This is a genomic window from Colwellia aquaemaris (assembly GCF_057548755.1).
The window spans coordinates 47,564-68,063 of sequence record NZ_BAAJLV010000008.1 but is presented as its reverse complement, the minus strand read 5'-3'; the positions used below and the strand labels follow the sequence as shown (position 1 = coordinate 68,063).

The window sequence follows — 20,500 nt, the reverse complement described above, 5'->3', positions numbered from 1 at the left end:
GTAAGTAAATATGGTCGCGAACATCAAGGACGTGAGCATCTTAACGAGATAAGAACTTGATAACGTAAGTCACACCCGTAATCACGGCCACGATACCTAAGATGGCAACAACAGCCGCCGTGGTATTGGTTTCACCGTCTGCACCAGCTGCTGTGATTGTTGCAGAGTGGTCAGCAGCAAAAGAGCTCATTGATACACCCGCTGCTGTTAAGCCAGCACCAACTTTCATTTTCCAACCTTGTAAACGTTCTTTCATAATATTTTCCCCTTCAGGGTTGTTTCAATTTAAGTGTTTAGGTCTTACCAAAAATACGTGCCACGCGACCTATAGAGTGACCCGTAATAAATCCGACTAAGCAAATGGCGTTAAAGAACGCAAAGTCCTCAGCCGAAAATTCAAATAAGTCGATTAGTGTGGCGATAATGGAGTCAATATTTATCGCGTCATAATCAGACTTGCTCAGTAGTATTAGCTCACTGGGGCAGTTTTCTACTGAAGTACTATCAATGCGTAAGTTGCCGTTGTTCATTTCGCGTACGCAGTAAGCAGCATGTGCGTTAGCGCTTAGGAATGTACTGGTTATTAACAGCATCAGTAGTACGAGTTTTTTCACTGGCTACTCAACCTCACTAATCAATTTCACTACTCAACCTCATTAAGCACACGCACATCATCGTTGTGACAGATAGGACAACAGACCATGTTAATTTTGGTCATGACATCGAGTTCCATTTCGCTACCTTGCCAGCCGCACGAGCAGTGAAACATCACATCTTTAATATCGCGCTCGGCGAGTAATAAGGTGTGTGATGTGAAGTAGGAAGCGTCCTTGCTATAAGCTCGATGGTTAGTCATCATAAAATCATTTAAACCTGTGTTGACGTGGCAATTCAGAGATAAAAAGCTCAATGAGTGAGTACACTTCCCCGACACTCAAGTCAGCTATTTTTCGTGATTTAGATTGCTCTAATTCAGCGATTAGCGACATAAAAAGCATCAATTCTTCAATGGTAAGAAGCTCGATACATTTCATTGCTTGATGTAAGTCGGAGAAGGTCATCAGTTACTTGCCTACTTACTTAACTGGCTCAAAACCTGACACAATATTTCGTGCTGGGTTTTCAGGGTCGGCATCAAGAATTAAGTTAATCGGCTGCAAGAACGGGCAGTTTTGTTTGAAGTTATTGAACAGGCCAACATCAAAAGCCATGTTAACTTCTTGGGTGTCAAAGCCTGCTTGCTGAATGTTGTGTTGCTCGTTTTGAAAGTCTTGCGCTGGTTTTGCGTAAGTCACATTGGCGAATTGATATGGCTTAGGCGCACCTGATTTGTTAGATGTGCCTGAGCCAAGTTTTACGGATAGAACAACAATGTTTTTTAGTACTGACATAATAATTTCCTATTTTCGTTTAGGTGGTTTGAATTTGGTTTACGTTGCTTGTAACTGGTCTAAATACTCCTGTTCAGATATCGGAATTGATAACCTGTCAGGTAGCCATGCCCTGCTGTAAGGCTCGGTAATGCCTTGTAAGAATTTTCCAATTATGTCGCTGTCTGACATATCGCAAAGTACACGCATCATGTTGATGGCCTTACGAGTCGAAATAACTTGGTTTTCAATAATACGGTCAACGGTCATTTTTGCTTTTTTAATGGTGGTTTTAATAACGCTTTGCTCTGCATTTAAAAACGCTAATGCCGGATATGCCCCTGCAAGGTATTCACTGGGTTTAATCATGGTTTCAAGAGGAATAACCCGTTGGCTAGAATGCAGCTCTAATTCCCAACGTACCCATTTATCATTTGGGTCACCCATTTGAATGCCTTTCTCGTAAACCCGTAATAACTTGCCTGACTCACGCGAGCCAACATACAGCGAGCGACCTTTATCAGGTATAAAGCGAAAGTCTTTGCAGAGTTCTTTTTTAACTTTTTTGGTTAAGTGGCCTGATTCGATATACATGTAAACAGCTGGTCTGCCGCCAGAGCAGAAGCCGCCCTTTTTGGCATATTTACGGGCAACATTTACTGAGCGCGAGCCACTAAAATCATCATGCGCTAAATCAATACGGGTAATTTTGATTTCAGGAATGTGCTTAACTTCATCGTAAAGACGCGAGAGGTCTAAGGCATCACAACCTAGTCCCATGAAAGAAACATAACAGCCAAGGTTTTTACCACCCCAACAAATAATGCCAGCGTGTTCACCATCAGCATAAAGGTTGGCTGAATAGGTGTAATTAAAACGCCCTGCAGCATTGTTTTGTACTGTCCACATGTAGGTTTCAGATGTGAATACATGATTAAGGCGACACACAAAACGTTCAGCTTCACCACAGCACAAGGTATCAAGCATGTTAATGCCGATGTTATCGAGCAAGTTATCTAAACGGTCGCCGTATGTGGTTGCGGTATCAACTTCTAGTTCGCCCTTAAGCATGTGGTTTAATTCATGACGAGCAGCCACTTCACTTTCGGCCAGCGTTAAGCTGGAAAGGTCTAAGTTTTTGTAACTGCGCTCGTTATATTCACGGGTAATTTTTTTACAAGCATCATCGTAAATATCGAGTATGTTTTGATAAGCCGAAGTATCAAAAGCGTTAGCGCTAATGAGTTGTTCGTTCTTGGTACGTTCAAGTAAGTTTAAACGGCGAGTAAGCGAGTTTTCTTTGGCCTCGGTGATAATGCCTGTTTTGACACAAGCGCCAATTTTGGCGAGATGTTTAACACGCAGTAGCCCTTCAGGTGACCACGTTAAAGAAAGCGCATCCACTTTACACGGAATGTTGGTAACGGGTTTGTTGTTTGTTGCACGTGTGCGTGACTTGAAATTACTGGTCATCAAACGCCCCCGAATCATGAAGCTCTTGCCAGTTGTCGTCGGTTACTTCAATTAAGTTGAAGTCTTGGCCGTAGATGGGTTGTAAGAATGCGATTAAGGATATTAAGTTCGAAAAGTGATGCACGTCGCCTTGGTGCTGAATAGCCACATCGCCCCATGCTTCTTTTTGAAAGTAGATATCTTTAGTCACTGGAATACATTCCTTTAAACATCTGTTTTTAAATTTATTTGCTAAATGGTTTTGTCGAAATTTACCTAGCAAACTGTTAATTTTGTTTTCTATACGCGATACTGAAATGTATTAGCGTTATAGGTTATGTACTTGTTTCCATTCGCTTTGGGCTGCGTCGTAACGCTTGTCGATATACTCTGCGAGGTCTTCAAGTTTTATTAATGTTGGGCTGCGCTCCGAATCTCGTAATTTGAATGTCGGAATGGGAAAATCGCACCCTTTTGCTTTTTGCTCTGCTGTTTTTGGTTTTATGCCGAAGAATTCTTCGCATACCTGTTTCAGTTCAACCACTGGTGTTTGGTACCTAGCGAGCAATGCAAAGTTTGTATTCATATAACACCTATGTAATTATTTGCGGTTAAAGCAATTCAAAGCGATTACAGTCGCCATACAGTTCCATAAATAGAACGTAGGGCAATCATAAATCCATATATGGAACCATGTCAAATGAATTATGGTAGAAAAATAAAAATTCTACGTGAGTCTCTAAATAAAACTCAGCCTGACTTTTCTGAAATAACAGGTATATCATTGAGTACATTAAAGAAAATTGAAGGTGGATTTTCGAATGTAGGTATTTCAGTAATTGATAAAATAATTGCTACACCAATACTAAAAGATCATATTTTATGGTTAATGACTGGAACTGAAAATCTTAATATGGAACCAGAAGAAAAAATTTCTGGTCATATAAACTTACCTTTCTACGAGGTTAAAGCCTCAGCTGGTGATGGAACATTAGTCCAATCAGAAGATCAAACGCACTTAATTAGTTTTGAACCAGAATGGTTAAATAAAGAAATTGGTGTAAACCCAAATGATGTATTTTTGATGTTGGTAGACGGTGACAGTATGTACCCAACATTGAAGAACGGCGCCATGATTATGGTTAACCGTAATTTGAATGGCATTAGTGACGGTATTTACGTAATGCGTCATGACAATAATTTGTTAGTTAAACGCTTACAGTCATTACCCGGTGGCATTATCAAAGTTAAATCTGATAACAACATGTATGAACCGTGGGAAATTAACAAAAAGCATTTAAACGGAACAGATATAGAGCTAATTGGCCGTGTAGTGTGGTCAGGTCAAAGAATGTAGTTAAAAAGTAAATACAATGAAATCAAGGAAGATATATGGACAACAGCATGATATCTGCATTTGTTAGTGCATTAACAGGTGGATTGATAGCTCTTTTAGGAGTTTTTTGGGCGCATCACCTAAACGCTAAGGCTACAATAAAAAATAATAGAGAAGAAGAAAGAGAATTCTTAATTGCAATCCAAGATGATATTAGCTGCTTATCAACTATATATAACCAATCTGTAGGGAAAAGCTTAGAGGCACTGGATAAGAACAAAGGTGCTTTTTTAAACTATATAGCAGCCCAAGATTACTTTGCTTTCTATCATGGCAATATCACTCAACTAAAAAAAGTTAAAAGCTTTTATATTAGAATACAAATTAATCATACATACACACTTATTAAAAGTTTATTAGACTCGTGGGCAATTAATTCAAAACTTAATTCAGATTATGAAGAATCTATAAAATACAAGTCACAAGAAGCACAAAATAGGCATAAGCAGTTAGTTAACGAATACGCTAAACCATTAAGAGAAACTCACGATCAAGTATTATTACGAATTAACCAATTAAACAAACTTATTGATCATGAATTAAATACAAAATACCTAAAAGAAGGCAGTAACTTAAAAATTTATCAAGCAATATTTATAATTACCTTATGTTTGCTAATTGCAGCATAAAACACTTTGTAAAATGGAAGTAATAAAATGATTCTTAAGGATAAAGAGATTCAAAACACCAAATCAGCCAATACTATTGCGGGTCAAAAACAAGAGCTAGATGTCGCATTCTATTTAAGACGAGAATTCAAAGATCATCCTGAAGTTTTCATTATTAATGACTTTAAATTTTCGCATAATGATGAAACGGCTCAAATTGACCATCTAATAATTTACCCTTTCGGCTTTATTCTAATTGAATCCAAAAGCATTTCTGGAAAAATGAAGGTTAACCAACAAGGTGAGTGGACTCGCAGCTACAAGAACAAATGGTCGGGAATGCCTTCACCTATTAAGCAAGTTGAGCTACAAGAACAATTACTTAATATGTTCTTACATCACCATAGAGCTAAAATCTTAGGAAAAATTCTAGGATTTAAACAACAGTCATTTCAAATGCGCTGTTGGAATAATCTATGTGCGGTATCAAGTAATGCAATAATTGAACGCGAATCAATGCCCTCAAAAATCTCTGAAACTATCGTAAAAAGTGAGTTCTTAGTAGATAAAATCAATGAAATAATGAATCTAAAAAATTTAGTTATGCGGGCATTAAACGTTCTTGATACTAGACCTGCATTTAGCGAAGAAGAGCTAAGCTCAATTACTTCATTTTTAATTAATTACAGTAATCAAAAACCAATTAAAGCTGCCCTAAAAAAAGCAAAAAAAGTAAAAGAGTCCGCCCTACAATGCAAAAAGTGTGGTGAAACATCAGACTATACAACGCAGAATGGGCGCTTCGGATATTTTATAAATTGCAACAAATGTAATACAAATACACCAATGAAAATGCCATGTATTAAATGCAAAAGTAAAAAGACAAAAGTATCTAAGAAAAAAGAAATATTCACTTTAAATTGTCCTGACTGTAAAACAAATAAAGTATTAAACCAGATAATTACAAATCCGAACAACTAAAAGTTCATTAAAAATATAGCTGTAAGTAGGGACAAAATATGGAAGTACAATCGTTAATTACTGCAAAAAGCTTAATAAAAACAGCAAAACACCTAACTAACATTCTTAAAGATAAAAACAAAGAAAGAATTGATAAAGTTAATGAATTAAATGATATTTTTGGCGACTCCAAAGATTTGGCAAATTACTACATTGAACCTTGTTTTCAAAACATTAACCCTGCTGATGAGTCTGAATTTAGTCCTTACTTAGCTAGACAGCCCATTTTTTCTTTTATAAATAAATACCTAACTGGATACAGTGGTTATTATAAAGGGGATAATTTTGTCATATTTTTAGCTGACGCAGGTATGGGAAAAACATCATTATTAAAAATCATTAAGCTAAATCATATTTTTTCGTTTAAGGACCCAGGATATGAATGTATTTTATTGAAATTAGATAAAGATACAATTAATAGCATCAAGAAAATACCAAACCCAAGTAAAACTGTTCTATTACTAGATTCCTTAGATGAAGACCCAACATGTTGGTTAAATGGAGGAAGTGCAGAAAGTAGACTAGGTCAACTAATAAACAAAACAAACAATTTCAAAAAAGTAATTATTACATGTCGTACGCAATTTTTTCCTGATGAACAAAGTAGCATCCAAAAAATTAAAGATAAGGTTGTGATTCAAGGATACAAATGTCAACTATCTTATTTATCATTATTTGATGATGAACAAACCAAAAACTTCATGATAAAAAGATACTTTAATTATTATCAAAAAAAAATCATTTGGCTTTCAAAATATCGACTTTTTGATGTAGTTACAGATATGAGCACCATTAGGAAATACAAAGAGTATGTAAGCATTGTAAAACGCTCAGGAACTCTCGCATTTCGACCTTTCCTACTGAATCATGTGGAAGAAATTCGAAGTTCAGGAATATCTGGTAATTTATATGAAATTTTTAACCTACTTTTAGATTCATGGCTAAACCGAGAATCAACAAAACTGCTCTCCAAATATGAAATACCTTTAAACTCTGAAGAATTAAAAAAAGGTTGTATATTGCTTGCCTACAAGATGTTTACAGAAAATAAACGATCTTTAAATATAAATGAAATTTCCTCAAGTCTAGGTTTAGCAAAAACAATTAAATTTATTGACGTAAACTCTTTAATAAAAGGAATTAATTTAGTTGATATAAGTAGCAATAGTTTTTTAAATAAAAATTCAGACAATGAATATAGATTTTCTCATTTATCAATAATGGAGTTTTTAGTCGTATATGGAATAGAAGCTGGAATTATAAAATTAAAACTAGATACCTTTTACCCTTTCACAGATTTGATGTTCGAAATGATGGCACTTTGTAATATGGGTAAACAAAAACATGATTATTTACCTATTTTAAAAAACGGCATGAAAATAAAACAAGGTTATACATTAATTGAAAAAAAAATCACAACACCAAACTTTAAAAAAGACGAATACCTAAGTGATAGTATAATTGCAAGCTGTCAATTCGAAGATAGTGAACAACAAATTAATTGTATAAATCATTTAGTGATTAAAAGTACAAATTTTAATGACGTTACGCTCCATCTAAATACTCACATAGAAAATAAAATAGCTATCATAGAATTTGCACAATGCACTTTCACAAATACGAAAATTGTCTTATCTGATAATATTAATATAATAATGACTAAATCAATTATATTTAAATCTGACATATTTGGAGAAACAAAAAACGTTAATTTTAATAATGTAACATTTCCATTTTTAAAAGATGGAGAATGCACATTCCCAAATTACACTCATTTTGAATTTTATTTGGGTAAACCCGGTTTATTTCATGAATATCTAAAAAAATATCACAAAAACCTCAATGGTTATATTAAGAAAATTAGTGATCTTCTTGAATACGAAAAAAAATGGATATCAATATCGATAAATTCATCCTCATTTAATGAGTTTAACGTGTCTGCTGGCAATTCATCATTAAATTTAATCAATATTCCAAAAAATGTATATTCGTTAGATAACTATATAAAAAACATATTACAACTTAAAAATGAGACAAAAAGTAGAGAGATCTATTCTTTTTTTCAAAGCATGAAACCTAATTCTGACAGTAATTAAGTATATAAAAAAGTAAAGGTACACCATTAGTACACCTTGTTATATCAGAGGCTATGTATTTAGCTAAAATCAGTCCAATCCAGCATGGGTGCTATGGAAAGCTTGTGACTAATTGAATTTGTTGAGTTTATTGGACTTACTGAGCTAGACACTTATTTACCTTGTTCAATGTACTTTAAAATTTATTCACGTGAAATAGCTTATGATGACAGCAACATCATAAAACTACGCGATTATACACTGAGAAACCAAAACATGTGCGAAAAAGAATGACGTAAAAATTTATAACAAAGCGTAGCAACAAAAACATGACAAATTTTCGTATTTGAATTTGAATAAAAATGCTGGCATATACATACCATTGAAGTATGGCGCCATGATAATGGTCAACTGTAATTTGAATGGTATTAGCGACGCAGGAGCAAAAGCCAACTATTATTTGTCCTGCTTTAATAACTTGTTATGTTTTTATTTTAATACGTCTTTCAAAAAGGCAACTTTTAGCATTTTTAACAACTAACTCGTTATCACTTTTAAGCAATTTTTTTAAATTAAACAAATCATTATCAGAGCCTAGAATAGATAATACTTGAATACCTTTGCAAACAATTATTGGATCTGAATTTGAAAGTGACTCTAAAGCAATAACCCTAGCATAGTTAATAAAATCAGGAGTAACTTCTGCTTTTTGCTCTATGAATTTACGTAAGTAAACAACGTCACTTTCACCGACAAAATTAGTGTGCCACTCAAATAATTCTCCATGTGGACCATTACAGATAAACCAATGCCATGTTGCTGTATCTGCTGGTTCAGTTTCACGTTTTAGTGATGGATGCTTTCCGTAATGACTCACCTAACTTTCCTAAAAACATAACGCCCAATTAAGGGGCTGATAATAGTTTTCTTAAATTGTGTAGCGTAGCGAAACCGAGCAAACTGTTAGCAGTCCCGTCTTAATTGACTTGTTATACATCAACCTGCCAATAGAAACAGGCCGATTTCTTTATCCGTTTTAAATATATTTTGATACCACCAAACAAGAGCATCTTTCAAACCTTCAACTGATAGTGCTTCTTCTCTGCTGATACTATAGATATCGTTTTCATAAGCAAGTTTGAAAGGTGAGCGATCGGCATCTTGAATACTAAAGCAAACATTAGAGTCTTTTATATAGATATGTGCTGTTAGATAACAATGTGAATTAGTGATTTCTTTACACCCGTCCAAAAATATAGCTAACCAAATATGTCTATCTTCATCATGGTTGATTAATGCAACAGAAAACTCTACTTGGTCTTTATCTTCATTTTCAAAAACACCTTCAACAAATTTATTTTCATGATCTTCGCTACAATCGCATTTCACGAAGAATTCTTCGCGTTCTTGGATGACAGACACTAAACCTTCCTTGATGTATAACAGCTTATTATGTAGACGTCTCAGTAATTCCCGCCACATAAAATTGATTTAATTGACATTAATATCACACAATTTCAATACTTTAGAAACTAGAAAAAACTAAATGAGGCACAAAATACGGAATTAGTTAGAGTTCACAGTAATACGAAAAATTTAAAAGGCGCATTTGTACTTAATATCAAGATATTAAATAGATAAACCCCTGCCTTCTGCTTTTTACTAAAGCTTCTCACTAATATGAATATAAGAATTAAACAAATACACCTTACTAACTCAGAGCCATATATCTAGTTAAAATCAGTCCAATCAAGCAACAGATTGGAAACTTACATTGAAAAGGCCATTACCGTAATGGCTTTTCATATGATTTTAATTTTGAACAACAACTTTATGCATTAGCCATTTTGACGTAAAACCAGCACTGCTAAAAAGGCACACAACGCCAGCTAGCCATGGAAGTCCTCCTTCCCACCCTGTCCACTTGATTTGAGCAAAACCAAAAACAAATATATATGCGACTAGTGCCCAAACTAATACAACACTGATCAGGTTTCCAATTTGAGATGACATCAAAACTCCATTTGTTAGTTAATAATATGATGAATCACATAACGCGACTCCAACCAGCAAAATACTTGGCTAAAATGTAAAGCAAGGCCGAACTAGAGCCAAACCTTGCACAGCTTGTTATTAATACTAACCACGTAATTGCGACGTTATAGAGTCTTGAATTGATTTTTCAAACTCATCATCACTAACTAAATCAAGACATAGCTCTTTAGTACAATAAGAAACAAATTTTATTGGCTTATTGTCGGCATTTTTAGCCGATATTTCATAAAGAGTATAAGACTTAAAGTGACTTTTATTGACTACAACATCAGTTGAATCTTTCTTAAATTCGGCGACTAAATCAGCATCATTTAAGCGAAAGTTATAAAAATACATGGTATTTCTCGAATCTTTACAAGCATACAAAAGTGAAAATTCTTTAGACTGAATATCAGCCCTCGCTACGCAGCTATTTGATAAAACTAATTTATCGGGAAGAATATGTACCACAACGCCATCTTGAGCGTGTGCTGAAACATGAAACGAAATGAGTAGTAACACTAGGCTTAAAACTTTCATTGAACCATCCTTTGTATTTATTAGCGACTTCCATGAGGGAGCATGAGTACATGCCTACCTCATAAAATTTATTTACTATGATTTAATATCACACAATTTCAACTAATTAGAAACTATAAAACCTAATTTCAATTAAGTTATGGTGTTAGTGAGAATTCACAGTGATATAAAAATAAGAATTGAATGAATACTACATTAGCATTGAAGCAGCGAAAATATAACTTACAACCATAACAGCTATTTATTTTGTAAAAGCGGCCTAATAAAGTAGACGAAATGGCCACAAAAAAAGGCACCATAATTATGATGCCTTTTTTAAGAAGAATGATGCTTATTTTTTAGATTTACGAACCAAAAGACCCATAATTCCTAATGCAAATATAGCTAACGTAGATGGCTCAGGTACAGAGGCACTAGTTAAATTAGCTGTAAAAAGTGTATCACCACCAGAAAAGTTCCAAGCACCATTTCCAGATGTTCTTTCCCAAAAGAAGTCTCCACCTGCATAACTAGCGCTACCAATACTAGTAAATCCACTTCTTGGAGCAGTTGTATTGCCAATCCCTGAAGTGTCAAAAAGTGCCATGTATTGATTTCCGCTAACTAGGTTAACATTAGTATCAAAAGTATATAATTGGCTTATTGAATTATTTACCGATAATACAGAACTTTGAAAAAGGGAAGCACCTGATATATTTGAGCCATCCCATGAGAATAACTTAAATTGAACATTTAAAGGCCCATTATCAACTCTAGACAAAACAAGACCGAAATCATCAAGGTAAGTATCCGAACCGGTTACCGTAAATGTTTGCCCAAAAGTTTGGCCACAGCTTCCTGCAGTGCCGAGACACCTAAAATCAGTTCCTGATGTACCAATAGTTGATATTATTCCTGCATTAACATAACCACTTACCAGTAAAACCATGCTAAACAATACTGCTTTAAGCTTCATACAACACTCCAATATTTTATTATAAAACGTAAACCCCAATCACGCAGTTACAGCAATTAGCAAGCCAATTTTTATTTCCTTTTATTTACAACAAGTTAAGAAAAGAAAAGAAATTTACAATTAAGAACTGTAAAGCAAATAAACAGTTCGCAGAAATGTAGCCCCGTAAAACGCTGCACGAGCCAAAGAGTAATAAATACATATCATTAACTAACAAGTTCAAATTGAGGCTTTACGCTTTAATATGAGAATTAAATAAATGCTGCATAATAATTGAAACAAATAAAATACAACTTACAGCCATAACAGCTATTTATTTTGTAAAAGCGGCCTAATAAAGTAGATGAAATGACCACAAAAAAAGGCACCATAATTATGATGCCTTTTTTAAGAAGAATGATGCTTATTTTTTAGATTTACGAACCAAAAGCCCCATAATTCCTAATGCAAATATAGCTAACGTAGCTGGCTCAGGTACGGTAACTCCTACATTCGGCTTTTTACTAACAAAAAGGTTATCGTTTATTTGCGTATTGCCATGCCATGATTCAGCAATTACCTGCCCCCAAATCACACCATGAGGCGCTTCAATACTCGCTTTAGGTGCTAAAATAGAACCGTACATTGCGGCATTTATCGTTAATGTTTCCGCTTCGAAAAAATTAAATAGTATATTTTCAGAAAAATCGAATAATGAATTGTCAGAACCAGCAAAATTTCCCCAGCTGGTTGCAATATCAGTCCCCGCAACATTAAATAATACGGTATCGCCTTTATCCACTTCTGATAATAAATAGTCACTAAATAGCATATCTGAAGCGTCTAAATTAAACACATGCAAGTCGTTCGCTACACCATTGCTGCCAGCACCAACTAAATGTTGGGTTGACCATAAATCAGTCGCGGTGCTGTTTTCCGGCAATAATGCCAATTCAACAGCTAAATCAATTAATGCATCAAATTCGTCATCAAAATTAATCGGCGCAATACCACCTGACTGAACAGTACCGTTGGTAACTGTACCACTTGCAGTGGGTGTGTAATTACCGCCTACAAATACATCGCCCGCCACTTGGCCACTAGTGAAATTTAGATCACCACCAACCACTAACGCCGGCGAACTACTCGTATCGGCATATAATTGGCTACCATGTTTAATGTTGACACTGTAATTGCTAATGGAAACATCGCCGCCCGCGGCCATACGTCCTTCAACGTCGCTACTAGTTGCCGAGAAGTCTTTATGAATAAAAGCGTTATAGTTTTTTGCCGCTCCAAGATCAATAAAGCTGGCATTTACTGAACAAGTTACGCTAGACAATAATAAACCACAACTAACAACAAATAAGCGATTGAAATTCATATAAATACTACTCAAACAAAATTATTTAATGCTGGCGACAAAGCAAAGGTCAGACCAACCCGTCAACACATTGATATTTATATATTTAATACAAACACAATCAACATTAAATAATACATTGTAAATTTATCTGACAACCTAAAACTCGCATTACAATATAACTTGTGCAAATAACGACCATTTTATTAACTATCAATAAATAAGCAAAAATAAGTAAATCATTTATACCGTTACTGTTTGGTACTTGCCTTATTGCGCTTCAAAATCATCTTCGCGCAACTTCGCTGTGCCATCATTTTGTAGAACCCATAGCTCATTGGTGATAACGCCTGCGGCTTTATTCATTTTCCAGTCTGACTTTAATACCGCGCTGTTTTCATCAAGTACTTCAATGCTTGGCTCAACATAGTCAACACCTGAAAAACCATCAGCAATAAGTTGCTGCCAAAAACCTTGAATAGCTTCTCGACCAACAAATTGGCCAAATGGCATGGCATTCATTACCGCATCAACTTCGTATTGCGCCGCACAACCTACATAGTCACCACGGTTAAAGGCCGCTTTCCATCTAGCACTTGCCTCGTTAACCGCTTGTAATACGCGTGCTTGTGCTGGTTGTGAAACTTGTTTTTGCCCTATTTTTTGCTCTGTCATGTTTAGCTCCTAGCTTTTTCGATTAGCTTAATACTTGGTTAGTGGGTGATATTATGCAAAACTTGCACAACTCATACCTATGGCGTAACTGACATAAAACGGTTTAATTATGACAAAACAAATCCATATTGCGCTAATCGATTACCCGCAAGCACTGCAAAGTGCCGTGCATGGTTTAACTGAACTATTTACCATGGCGAACAAAATTGCCAATCAGCAGCAGTTAAATAGCACTTTTGTCATTCACCTTATTCAGCCTGAGAAACTTAATAGCCAGTTTGATGCTATCGCCAGCCAACATTTTGACCTAGTTATTTTGCCGCCAAATTCAAATGAAGAGTATTTTCAACAACCACCTGAAGAACTGCTGTCACTGTTAAAAACCAGCCATCATTCAGGGGCAATTTTGTGCTCGGCATGCGCCAGCGCTTTTACCTTGGCGCATACGGGTTTACTTGATAACCGTACGGCAACAACTCATTGGCAGTTAGCGGAACAGTTTGCTGAAACCTTTCCAAAAGTAAAATTAAACATAGAAAGTTTACTGATAAACGACGGCGATATTATTTGTGCTGGTGGGCTAATGTCGTGGCTAGACTTAGGGCTAGAGCTAGTTGCACAATTTATGAAGCCGCATATTATGCGCAAACTAGGTAAGCTACTGATTGTTGATACTGGTAAGCGAGAACAACGTTACTATGGCAGTTTTACGCCGTCATTTAGTCATGGCAACCAAGCGATACTTAACGTGCAACATTATCTACAAGCCAACTTTTCACAGCCAATCACCATTAAAAAATTAGCAGAAATTGCCATATTAAGTGAACGCACTTTTTTACGACACTTTACTAGCGCAACTTCACTTAAGCCGATGCAATACATTCAACGCCTGCGCGTACAAAAAGCCTGTGAATTATTAGAAACCAGCAAACAAAGTTTTGAACAAATATCTGCCAACGTCGGTTACGACGACGTCAACAGTTTCCGTAAAGTGTTTATTAAAGTAATTGGCCTTAGCCCAAGTGCCTTTAAAGCGAGGTTTGTTTAATTTCTCGATAATTTACGTAACTGGTTTTCCATTCTATTACAGCAAGTTAAACCTAGCTAACTTAATTGTGTGAACTCTAAGTTGAAAGAGTTAGCCGCCAAGCTCGCCTGCCAAATTTTAGGAGTAAAACTACTTTTTAAAACCAAATCTAAAATAGTCTGCCTATCTGCATTACTAATCTCTGAACCTAAGTATATATTTTTAATAGTGCTAGAAGATAATAAGAGTGAATTATCTCTATCAGACACTTTCTTTATACCCGGTAAAAAAATAGTTCTATATTCATTTTCATATTTCCAGGCCTTAGCCTTAACTAATGCAGGCCTAAATGCACTATCATCCGATGGTGTAGGGTAGATAGCCTGAGGATAATCATCACTGTATTCAACTTTATATGCAGAACTTATCGGCATTATCGTGGCATCGAATTCTACACATATCCCCTGATGAGCTTTGGCATAATGAGACCAAAAAAGTAAGTTTTCTTTATTTGTAGTAAAGCTGCATATCCTCAATTGATTAAACGTACTTTCTACTCCCGTAGCTATTGCTTTTTCAATAAACCCCTTTCTCTTAATAGAGCTACTTATCAGAGCTTCCGCATCCTTCCTATTCAATCCATTATTTCTAGCAACTTTTATAAGATGATTCCTTATTGTTTTAGCGTTATTTTGTAAGTTCTTCATTGTGAAATGAGGCTTACCTTCAAACGGATCATTAAAATCACTACACAAAGAATGATATAACTTCTTCTTGATAAAGAGATGCTCTAAAAATTCAGTATTATCTGAATTTACTGGCATAAAACGATAGAGAGCACTGATATTGCTTTGATCAGGGTAAGGATGAGTTTCTTTAAATTTATTGATGTTCAAATATATTCCCCTGTGCGCAAGTCCCAAAATAACTGACAATTCAATTGTTGATTAAATTATTGTCACCAAACTCACACATCACAGACTCATTGGCTACCGTTACGGGTAGCACCATTACGTTAATTAGCAGTAGAAGTAAGTTTAATATTTTCAACGAGAGTTCCTTTCATGTTTTTGCAAACTATAAGTATTTAAGTGATGTAACAATATATTGCTCTATCAATAAAAAATATAGCTGGCCAATGTAACACATGAAGCGCAGAAGCCACATGCAAAAAGTGTTAGTGGCATACTAAACTCATTTTTCGACTTATAGGCTTTATTATTTAATAAACCGAATACTAAATGGGTAAACCCACAATTGGTTATCGTTAGCCTTAATAGCGGCAATGATTGCAAAAATAAAATTAAGTAACGCCAATACGATTAGGCCAATTATCCCAATAAAGATAAAAGCTAAAATCCCACACACAATAGAGTATATAAACAGGCTAATTAACCAGTTAAGTGTTGTTTTTCCGTGCTGGTCTATGCTGTCATGTTTGTCTTTATTCGTTGCCCACATAACAATAGGTAAAATAAAGCCTAACCCGGGAATGATGATGCTAGACAATTGACTTAAATGAATCATCATACAGTACGTATTTAGGGGCATTCCCCAATATTCTTCTCTATTTTCAGACATATAACCATCCTTGTAACAATAAAATCATAATTGTTTATTATGCAGACTTCTGAGTAATACTCAACACAGACCTTAAGACCTTTTAACTTTACTACTACCTTAAGCACAAGGGTTTAACGACATGTTTGCTTTTTGATATAACAAAACAGCTAAACATAAAAAAGCCAACGACATTACTCGTTGGCTTTTTTTCGTCTTAATTGCTTAATAGTTTTACATTAGCAATTAGTGTTTTTTATGTAAACGCTCTGGATATACCGCTTCTAGTTTTAAGGTTACGTCGTTGTAAAAACGTTCGCCTCGAACACGAATTCGCCATTTACCTGGTTCAGGGTTAATGAATTCACATACTTCTTCGTTACCTTCTAGACGTGGCGCACAGTCAAACTTTCTTCTATTTGGCTTTTTACCATGTCGTACATAAAGGTCAGCTTCACCAATACCACCAGTGATTGTTGCTTTAAAACTAACAGCACCTTTTGGTACACGGAAACGGAATGTTTTCCAACGCGCTCTTGGGCCTAAACCTTCTTTAATTTTAGTTTTGGTTAATAATGGTGTTTCACCGTTAAATTCCATTACCACAGGGTCATGATCAGATGCACGGTAGGCGTCACTATTGTACATAGTGTGTATTTGCTCTTCGCTTTTGTACTCAGTGTTGTAATCAAGAATTAACGGCTCGTCAGCATTAATATGCCATTCGGTTAAATCAACCGCTTTACTTGTTAACGACGCTGATGCTAACGCATGGTCTAAGGTACCAATTTCGCCACGGTAAGCATAAGAATACGCCGAGTCACCAACAAATTTTTGTGCAAGATTAGTGAAACCTGCATTTTCAATTGTCGCTACTGGATCTTCTTTGCTGTAAGCGTTTAAATCGCCAATTATTAATACATCTTCGTCTTCAACACCGGTTGGCGATTGTGCTAACCATTCTGTAACCGCTTCAGCCGCTTGAACACGACGCAAGTTATAACAACCTTGGCCGTCTAACTTGTCTTCATTTTCAACGCCGCCACTGCTTGAACAACCTTTTGAACGGAAATGGTTAATAGCAACGGTTAAACGCTCACCTGTTTCTGTTGCTCTAAATGTTTGTGCCATAGGTGGACGGTTATGATACTCAAATGGGAAGCCTGTTAAATATGCCGTAGTACCAAATTCTGTAACAGCTAAATCATTGTAGATCATGGCAACTTTAATGCTGTCACCACCTAGCAATTCAATACCCGTTTCAGCATCAGCAGCGATGTGCGGATTAACAAAGCTATAATGAACTCCAGCTGGCGCCACGGCATTTAAACCGTTTACTAAGTCTTGAATGGCACTGTGTTCACCAAAGCCGTCATTTTCTACTTCCAGCAAACCAATTATGTCGGCTTCCATAGCAGAAATGGCACTGATGACTTTATTACGTTGACGTTCAAACTCTTCTGCTGTGTCAGCACCACGAGACGTTGGGAAACCACCGCCTAAGCCGTCACCGTTAAAGTAGTTTAATACGTTAAAGCTAGCAATACGCAGGTTACCTTTGGTTAATTCTGGCGCTGCTGTTCTAGCGTTAGTATCTGTAAAGCTTGGTGCCTGTGTAGGAATAACACGGTATTTACCGAAGCTATAATCAACAACACCTTCAAGGTTATCTACTGAGTCGCCAGCACGTAAGGTATTATCAGCTGATAAATTACCCGTTGGGTAAATTACCGTTGCCGGGTTAGAGCCATTAATTCCATCATCAAGCGTAATACTGTTTAAAGCATTGCTTGCTACTGCCGCTGTATACTCAGCTGAGCCTGGCAAATAAATATTAGTTGGTACGAAGTTACGACCTTTTGATAACGCGACTTCACCATAACGACCTAAGCTGTAATTGTCGGTCACGGTTAACGTTTCTTCAACAATAACATACATACCTTCAAGGCTTTCACGCGCTTCACTTGAATTAAATGGTAAAGTAAATGATGTTGCAGCAACACTGTCAGTGCCACAATCTAAAAATGCTTCATTTAAGTTTATTTGAGTTTTACCGTAGCTTTCTGAAACACTACCAATGGCTCGTACTACACTGCCAACTTGCGGATATTCTCCACTTGCTACGGCGACAAAAATACCTTCTGACGTTAAACTGTCGGCATCTTGGTCCATATGCTCTTCCTGCATGAAAAAGCCATTTAATGCTGGTAAAGACGCTGTTACCACACCTTCGATAATATGCACTTCACCAACGACTGGTGATGAAAAGCCGCTACCTTGAACAGCGCTGATTAACGTTGCAGGGTCAGCACATTCACCAATTAAACTAACCGGATCACCACCACCTGAGCTTTCATGTGCACCAATATAGTCAAAAGTATTGTTTGCAAAACCTTCCCATTCTAATGAAGGATCGAATTCATCATCAATAATGGTATCACCCATAGTAACCGATGATTTGCGCACTAAAGTATTATCTTTGGTGCTGGTTAAATCACTGCCCCACTGCGAACCCGGATCAACGCCTACTTGGCCAATTGAGTCAACGACTTCACCATTTTTATATAGTACGTACGCATCATCACCATTGTGGCTGATTGACCCTGTTGTTTGGTCTGCTACGTCTAAAATTGCGCTATCAGCACTTGAGTTAGCAATAACATAAACACTGTTACCAGCAATAACACCGTCAAGGGTTATCATATTGCCGGTGGTTTTACCGTTAGTGAATAAACCTAATTGATAATTTTCAGCAGCAAGGTCAACCTCAGCAGGTGATGGGTTGAAAAGCTCGAGTGCTTTGTTAAAGCTGCTACCTTCAATGTATTCTGAGATAAAAATCTCCGGGTTAATTACGGTATGTAAACCTAAATCGGAAAAATCATCTTTACCAGCACCTGTCCACTCTTGTGCTGGGTCGAAGGTGTCATTAATCACAGTGTCGCCACTAACAACTGACTCATTGCGACGCAAAGTATTGTCTTTCGTGGTGCTGGTATCGCTGCCCCATGCTGAACCTGGGTCTTCACCAACGTTACCAAATGAATCAACCACTTCATCATTTTTATAAAGTACGTAAGCATCATCACCATTGTGGCTTAATGAGCCACTTAATTGGTCTGCTAGATCAAGTACTTCCACTGCAGCACGATTATTAGCAATAACAAAAGTACCATTAGCGGCAATTGTGCCCGTTAGGCTGATCATTGATGGCGTTGTACCACCATTACTAAAGCGACCTAACTGATAGTTTTCTGTGCTAAGGTCAATTTCGGTATTTGATGGGTTAAATATTTCGATGGCTTTGTTATAACTACTGCCTTCAACATATTCAGAAATAAACAATGCACCTGATGATGTACCGCCGCCGTTATCGCCGCCACCGTTATCGCCGCCGCCATTATCACCGCCACCGTTATCACCACCGCCATTGTCACCACCACCGTTGTCGCCACCACCAGTACAGGCTGCTGCGCTATATAAAAGCTCTACCCATTCTGGGTGATCAACAAACGGATTTCGGTTACCTTGGAATTCATAAATTCTGCGATTTCTTTCTTGCTCAGTTGCATCAACTGGGTCGGCATTATGCCACTCAAGTAAACGACATAAACGGCCAAGTGCTGCTTCGCTGGTTGATGTTAAACGGTCAACAACCGCTAAGTCAGGCGTTGCATCAAAGCCTTCGTAACGAGTATCCATGTAGAATACCATACGTGCTGCGTCACCTTTTACTGAATCACGCGGCTCAAAAGAATCGCTATCAACACGGTTTGCTGGCGCTTCACTTAATGGCGAATCACTGTTATCGAAATCTAAATTGCCACGAGAAGAGTTAATTGAAATGTCCGTTGGTCGTAAATGATGGATATCAGTATAAGCTTCTAAGCTAGAGCTAGAAAAACCATGGCTTTTGGGCCATACATGCTCACGATTCCAATTATCGGGATTAGTGCTTTGCGAGCCACTGCCATTAGACATTTTCGCTATCGATTTGCCACTATAGAGCAAAATAACATTGTCAGTATTGTTAGGATCTTCATCGGTTTTCGTTAATGCTGTCCACACTTCAGAATAAGTTAAATTTTTATGGCCAGCACTTATCGCAGCAGTGATATTTTCTTTAATAGTCGCTGTAGCAGCATTATTACTGATTGCGGCAATAGCATCAGCATAATATTGGGCATCGTCAAAGGTGCTAGCATCAGCAATAGTATCTAAAGGGGGGCAATTAAAGCAGGCGTCAATTATCGTATCAGCGTAAGTATGACCGGCAAATAACGATAATGAGAGCGCAACGGTTCTCAATTTCATTTTAATTTCCTCAGCAGTTTATTTTTTATAAGGGTTTTTGAGCAATGTGGCATCGTTACGTGACAAAAAGATTACATAACGGGCACAATTTAAATTTTTTTATAATTTTATTTTACATTTTTGCAACAACTA

The 20,500-nt window shown here is 36.6% G+C and carries 22 protein-coding genes; 5 read left to right on the top strand and 17 right to left on the bottom strand.

Annotated features, from left to right (window positions below; translation table 11 throughout):
• Nucleotides 1-40: 40 nt before the first annotated feature.
• The 7 genes from AC27HL_RS17330 to AC27HL_RS17300 form a co-directional block, all read right to left on the bottom strand.
• Nucleotides 41-256: a hypothetical protein gene (locus AC27HL_RS17330; protein WP_487082310.1), complete on the bottom strand. Its 216-nt coding sequence runs from the start codon at nucleotides 254-256 to the stop codon at nucleotides 41-43.
• Between the two features lie 37 nt (nucleotides 257-293).
• Entirely contained in the window at nucleotides 294-614 is a 321-nt protein-coding gene (locus tag AC27HL_RS17325) for a hypothetical protein (RefSeq protein ID WP_487082309.1), read from the bottom strand.
• A gap of 249 nt (nucleotides 615-863) precedes the next feature.
• The gene (locus AC27HL_RS17320; RefSeq protein ID WP_487082308.1) at nucleotides 864-1,061 is read right to left on the bottom strand and encodes a hypothetical protein; all 198 of its coding nucleotides are present in this window, start codon (nucleotides 1,059-1,061) and stop codon (nucleotides 864-866) included.
• A gap of 15 nt (nucleotides 1,062-1,076) precedes the next feature.
• Complete coding sequence (locus AC27HL_RS17315; protein ID WP_487082307.1) at nucleotides 1,077-1,391, bottom strand: hypothetical protein; 315 nt, start codon at nucleotides 1,389-1,391, stop codon at nucleotides 1,077-1,079.
• A 39-nt stretch (nucleotides 1,392-1,430) separates the two neighbouring features.
• Entirely contained in the window at nucleotides 1,431-2,843 is a 1,413-nt protein-coding gene (locus tag AC27HL_RS17310) for a replication initiation factor domain-containing protein (RefSeq protein WP_487082306.1), read from the bottom strand.
• Complete coding sequence (locus tag AC27HL_RS17305) at nucleotides 2,833-3,033, bottom strand: hypothetical protein (RefSeq protein ID WP_487082305.1); 201 nt, start codon at nucleotides 3,031-3,033, stop codon at nucleotides 2,833-2,835. Before AC27HL_RS17305 ends, AC27HL_RS17310 begins: the two co-directional genes overlap by 11 nt.
• A 117-nt stretch (nucleotides 3,034-3,150) precedes the next feature.
• Nucleotides 3,151-3,408 (bottom strand): pyocin activator PrtN family protein, encoded by a 258-nt coding sequence (locus tag AC27HL_RS17300; protein ID WP_487082304.1) that lies wholly within the window; start codon nucleotides 3,406-3,408, stop codon nucleotides 3,151-3,153.
• Nucleotides 3,409-3,522: 114 nt separating this feature from the next.
• On the opposite strand from AC27HL_RS17300, the gene AC27HL_RS17295 reads away from it, so the two are divergent.
• The 4 genes from AC27HL_RS17295 to AC27HL_RS17280 are packed head-to-tail and all read left to right on the top strand — an operon-like array spanning nucleotide 3,523 to nucleotide 7,942.
• Nucleotides 3,523-4,179: an XRE family transcriptional regulator gene (locus AC27HL_RS17295; protein ID WP_487082303.1), complete on the top strand. Its 657-nt coding sequence runs from the start codon at nucleotides 3,523-3,525 to the stop codon at nucleotides 4,177-4,179.
• Between the two features lie 35 nt (nucleotides 4,180-4,214).
• Nucleotides 4,215-4,847: a hypothetical protein gene (locus AC27HL_RS17290; protein ID WP_487082302.1), complete on the top strand. Its 633-nt coding sequence runs from the start codon at nucleotides 4,215-4,217 to the stop codon at nucleotides 4,845-4,847.
• A gap of 27 nt (nucleotides 4,848-4,874) precedes the next feature.
• Entirely contained in the window at nucleotides 4,875-5,807 is a 933-nt protein-coding gene (locus AC27HL_RS17285) for a nuclease-related domain-containing protein (RefSeq protein WP_487082301.1), read from the top strand.
• A 38-nt stretch (nucleotides 5,808-5,845) separates the two neighbouring features.
• Nucleotides 5,846-7,942, top strand: coding sequence for an NACHT domain-containing protein (locus AC27HL_RS17280; protein WP_487082300.1), 2,097 nt, complete (start codon nucleotides 5,846-5,848; stop codon nucleotides 7,940-7,942).
• 460 nt (nucleotides 7,943-8,402) lie between these two features.
• Here AC27HL_RS17280 and AC27HL_RS17275 read toward each other — a convergent pair whose 3' ends face one another.
• The 7 genes from AC27HL_RS17275 to AC27HL_RS17245 all read right to left on the bottom strand — a co-directional run bounded on the left by AC27HL_RS17275 (nucleotide 8,403) and on the right by AC27HL_RS17245 (nucleotide 13,467).
• Complete coding sequence (locus AC27HL_RS17275; RefSeq protein ID WP_487082299.1) at nucleotides 8,403-8,798, bottom strand: hypothetical protein; 396 nt, start codon at nucleotides 8,796-8,798, stop codon at nucleotides 8,403-8,405.
• 119 nt (nucleotides 8,799-8,917) lie between these two features.
• Nucleotides 8,918-9,343: a hypothetical protein gene (locus AC27HL_RS17270; protein WP_487082298.1), complete on the bottom strand. Its 426-nt coding sequence runs from the start codon at nucleotides 9,341-9,343 to the stop codon at nucleotides 8,918-8,920.
• A 390-nt stretch (nucleotides 9,344-9,733) separates the two neighbouring features.
• Nucleotides 9,734-9,934 (bottom strand): hypothetical protein, encoded by a 201-nt coding sequence (locus AC27HL_RS17265; RefSeq protein ID WP_487082297.1) that lies wholly within the window; start codon nucleotides 9,932-9,934, stop codon nucleotides 9,734-9,736.
• Between the two features lie 126 nt (nucleotides 9,935-10,060).
• Nucleotides 10,061-10,495: a hypothetical protein gene (locus tag AC27HL_RS17260; RefSeq protein WP_487082296.1), complete on the bottom strand. Its 435-nt coding sequence runs from the start codon at nucleotides 10,493-10,495 to the stop codon at nucleotides 10,061-10,063.
• A gap of 331 nt (nucleotides 10,496-10,826) precedes the next feature.
• The gene (locus AC27HL_RS17255; protein WP_487082295.1) at nucleotides 10,827-11,450 is read right to left on the bottom strand and encodes a PEP-CTERM sorting domain-containing protein; all 624 of its coding nucleotides are present in this window, start codon (nucleotides 11,448-11,450) and stop codon (nucleotides 10,827-10,829) included.
• 403 nt (nucleotides 11,451-11,853) lie between these two features.
• Entirely contained in the window at nucleotides 11,854-12,813 is a 960-nt protein-coding gene (locus AC27HL_RS17250; protein WP_487082294.1) for a choice-of-anchor A family protein, read from the bottom strand.
• Nucleotides 12,814-13,062: 249 nt separating this feature from the next.
• Nucleotides 13,063-13,467, bottom strand: coding sequence for a YybH family protein (locus tag AC27HL_RS17245; RefSeq protein ID WP_487082293.1), 405 nt, complete (start codon nucleotides 13,465-13,467; stop codon nucleotides 13,063-13,065).
• Between the two features lie 109 nt (nucleotides 13,468-13,576).
• Here AC27HL_RS17245 and AC27HL_RS17240 point away from each other — a divergent pair, with 109 nt between their 5' ends.
• On the top strand, nucleotides 13,577-14,515 hold the full coding sequence (locus tag AC27HL_RS17240) for a GlxA family transcriptional regulator (RefSeq protein ID WP_487082292.1): 939 nt from the start codon (nucleotides 13,577-13,579) through the stop codon (nucleotides 14,513-14,515).
• 56 nt (nucleotides 14,516-14,571) lie between these two features.
• Here AC27HL_RS17240 and AC27HL_RS17235 read toward each other — a convergent pair whose 3' ends face one another.
• From AC27HL_RS17235 to AC27HL_RS17225, 3 genes are all read right to left on the bottom strand, one after another.
• Nucleotides 14,572-15,390 (bottom strand): DUF2971 domain-containing protein, encoded by an 819-nt coding sequence (locus tag AC27HL_RS17235; protein ID WP_487082291.1) that lies wholly within the window; start codon nucleotides 15,388-15,390, stop codon nucleotides 14,572-14,574.
• Between the two features lie 322 nt (nucleotides 15,391-15,712).
• Complete coding sequence (locus AC27HL_RS17230; protein ID WP_487082290.1) at nucleotides 15,713-16,075, bottom strand: DUF4870 domain-containing protein; 363 nt, start codon at nucleotides 16,073-16,075, stop codon at nucleotides 15,713-15,715.
• Between the two features lie 225 nt (nucleotides 16,076-16,300).
• Nucleotides 16,301-20,368: an ExeM/NucH family extracellular endonuclease gene (locus AC27HL_RS17225; protein ID WP_487082289.1), complete on the bottom strand. Its 4,068-nt coding sequence runs from the start codon at nucleotides 20,366-20,368 to the stop codon at nucleotides 16,301-16,303.
• Nucleotides 20,369-20,500: the final 132 nt, after the last annotated feature.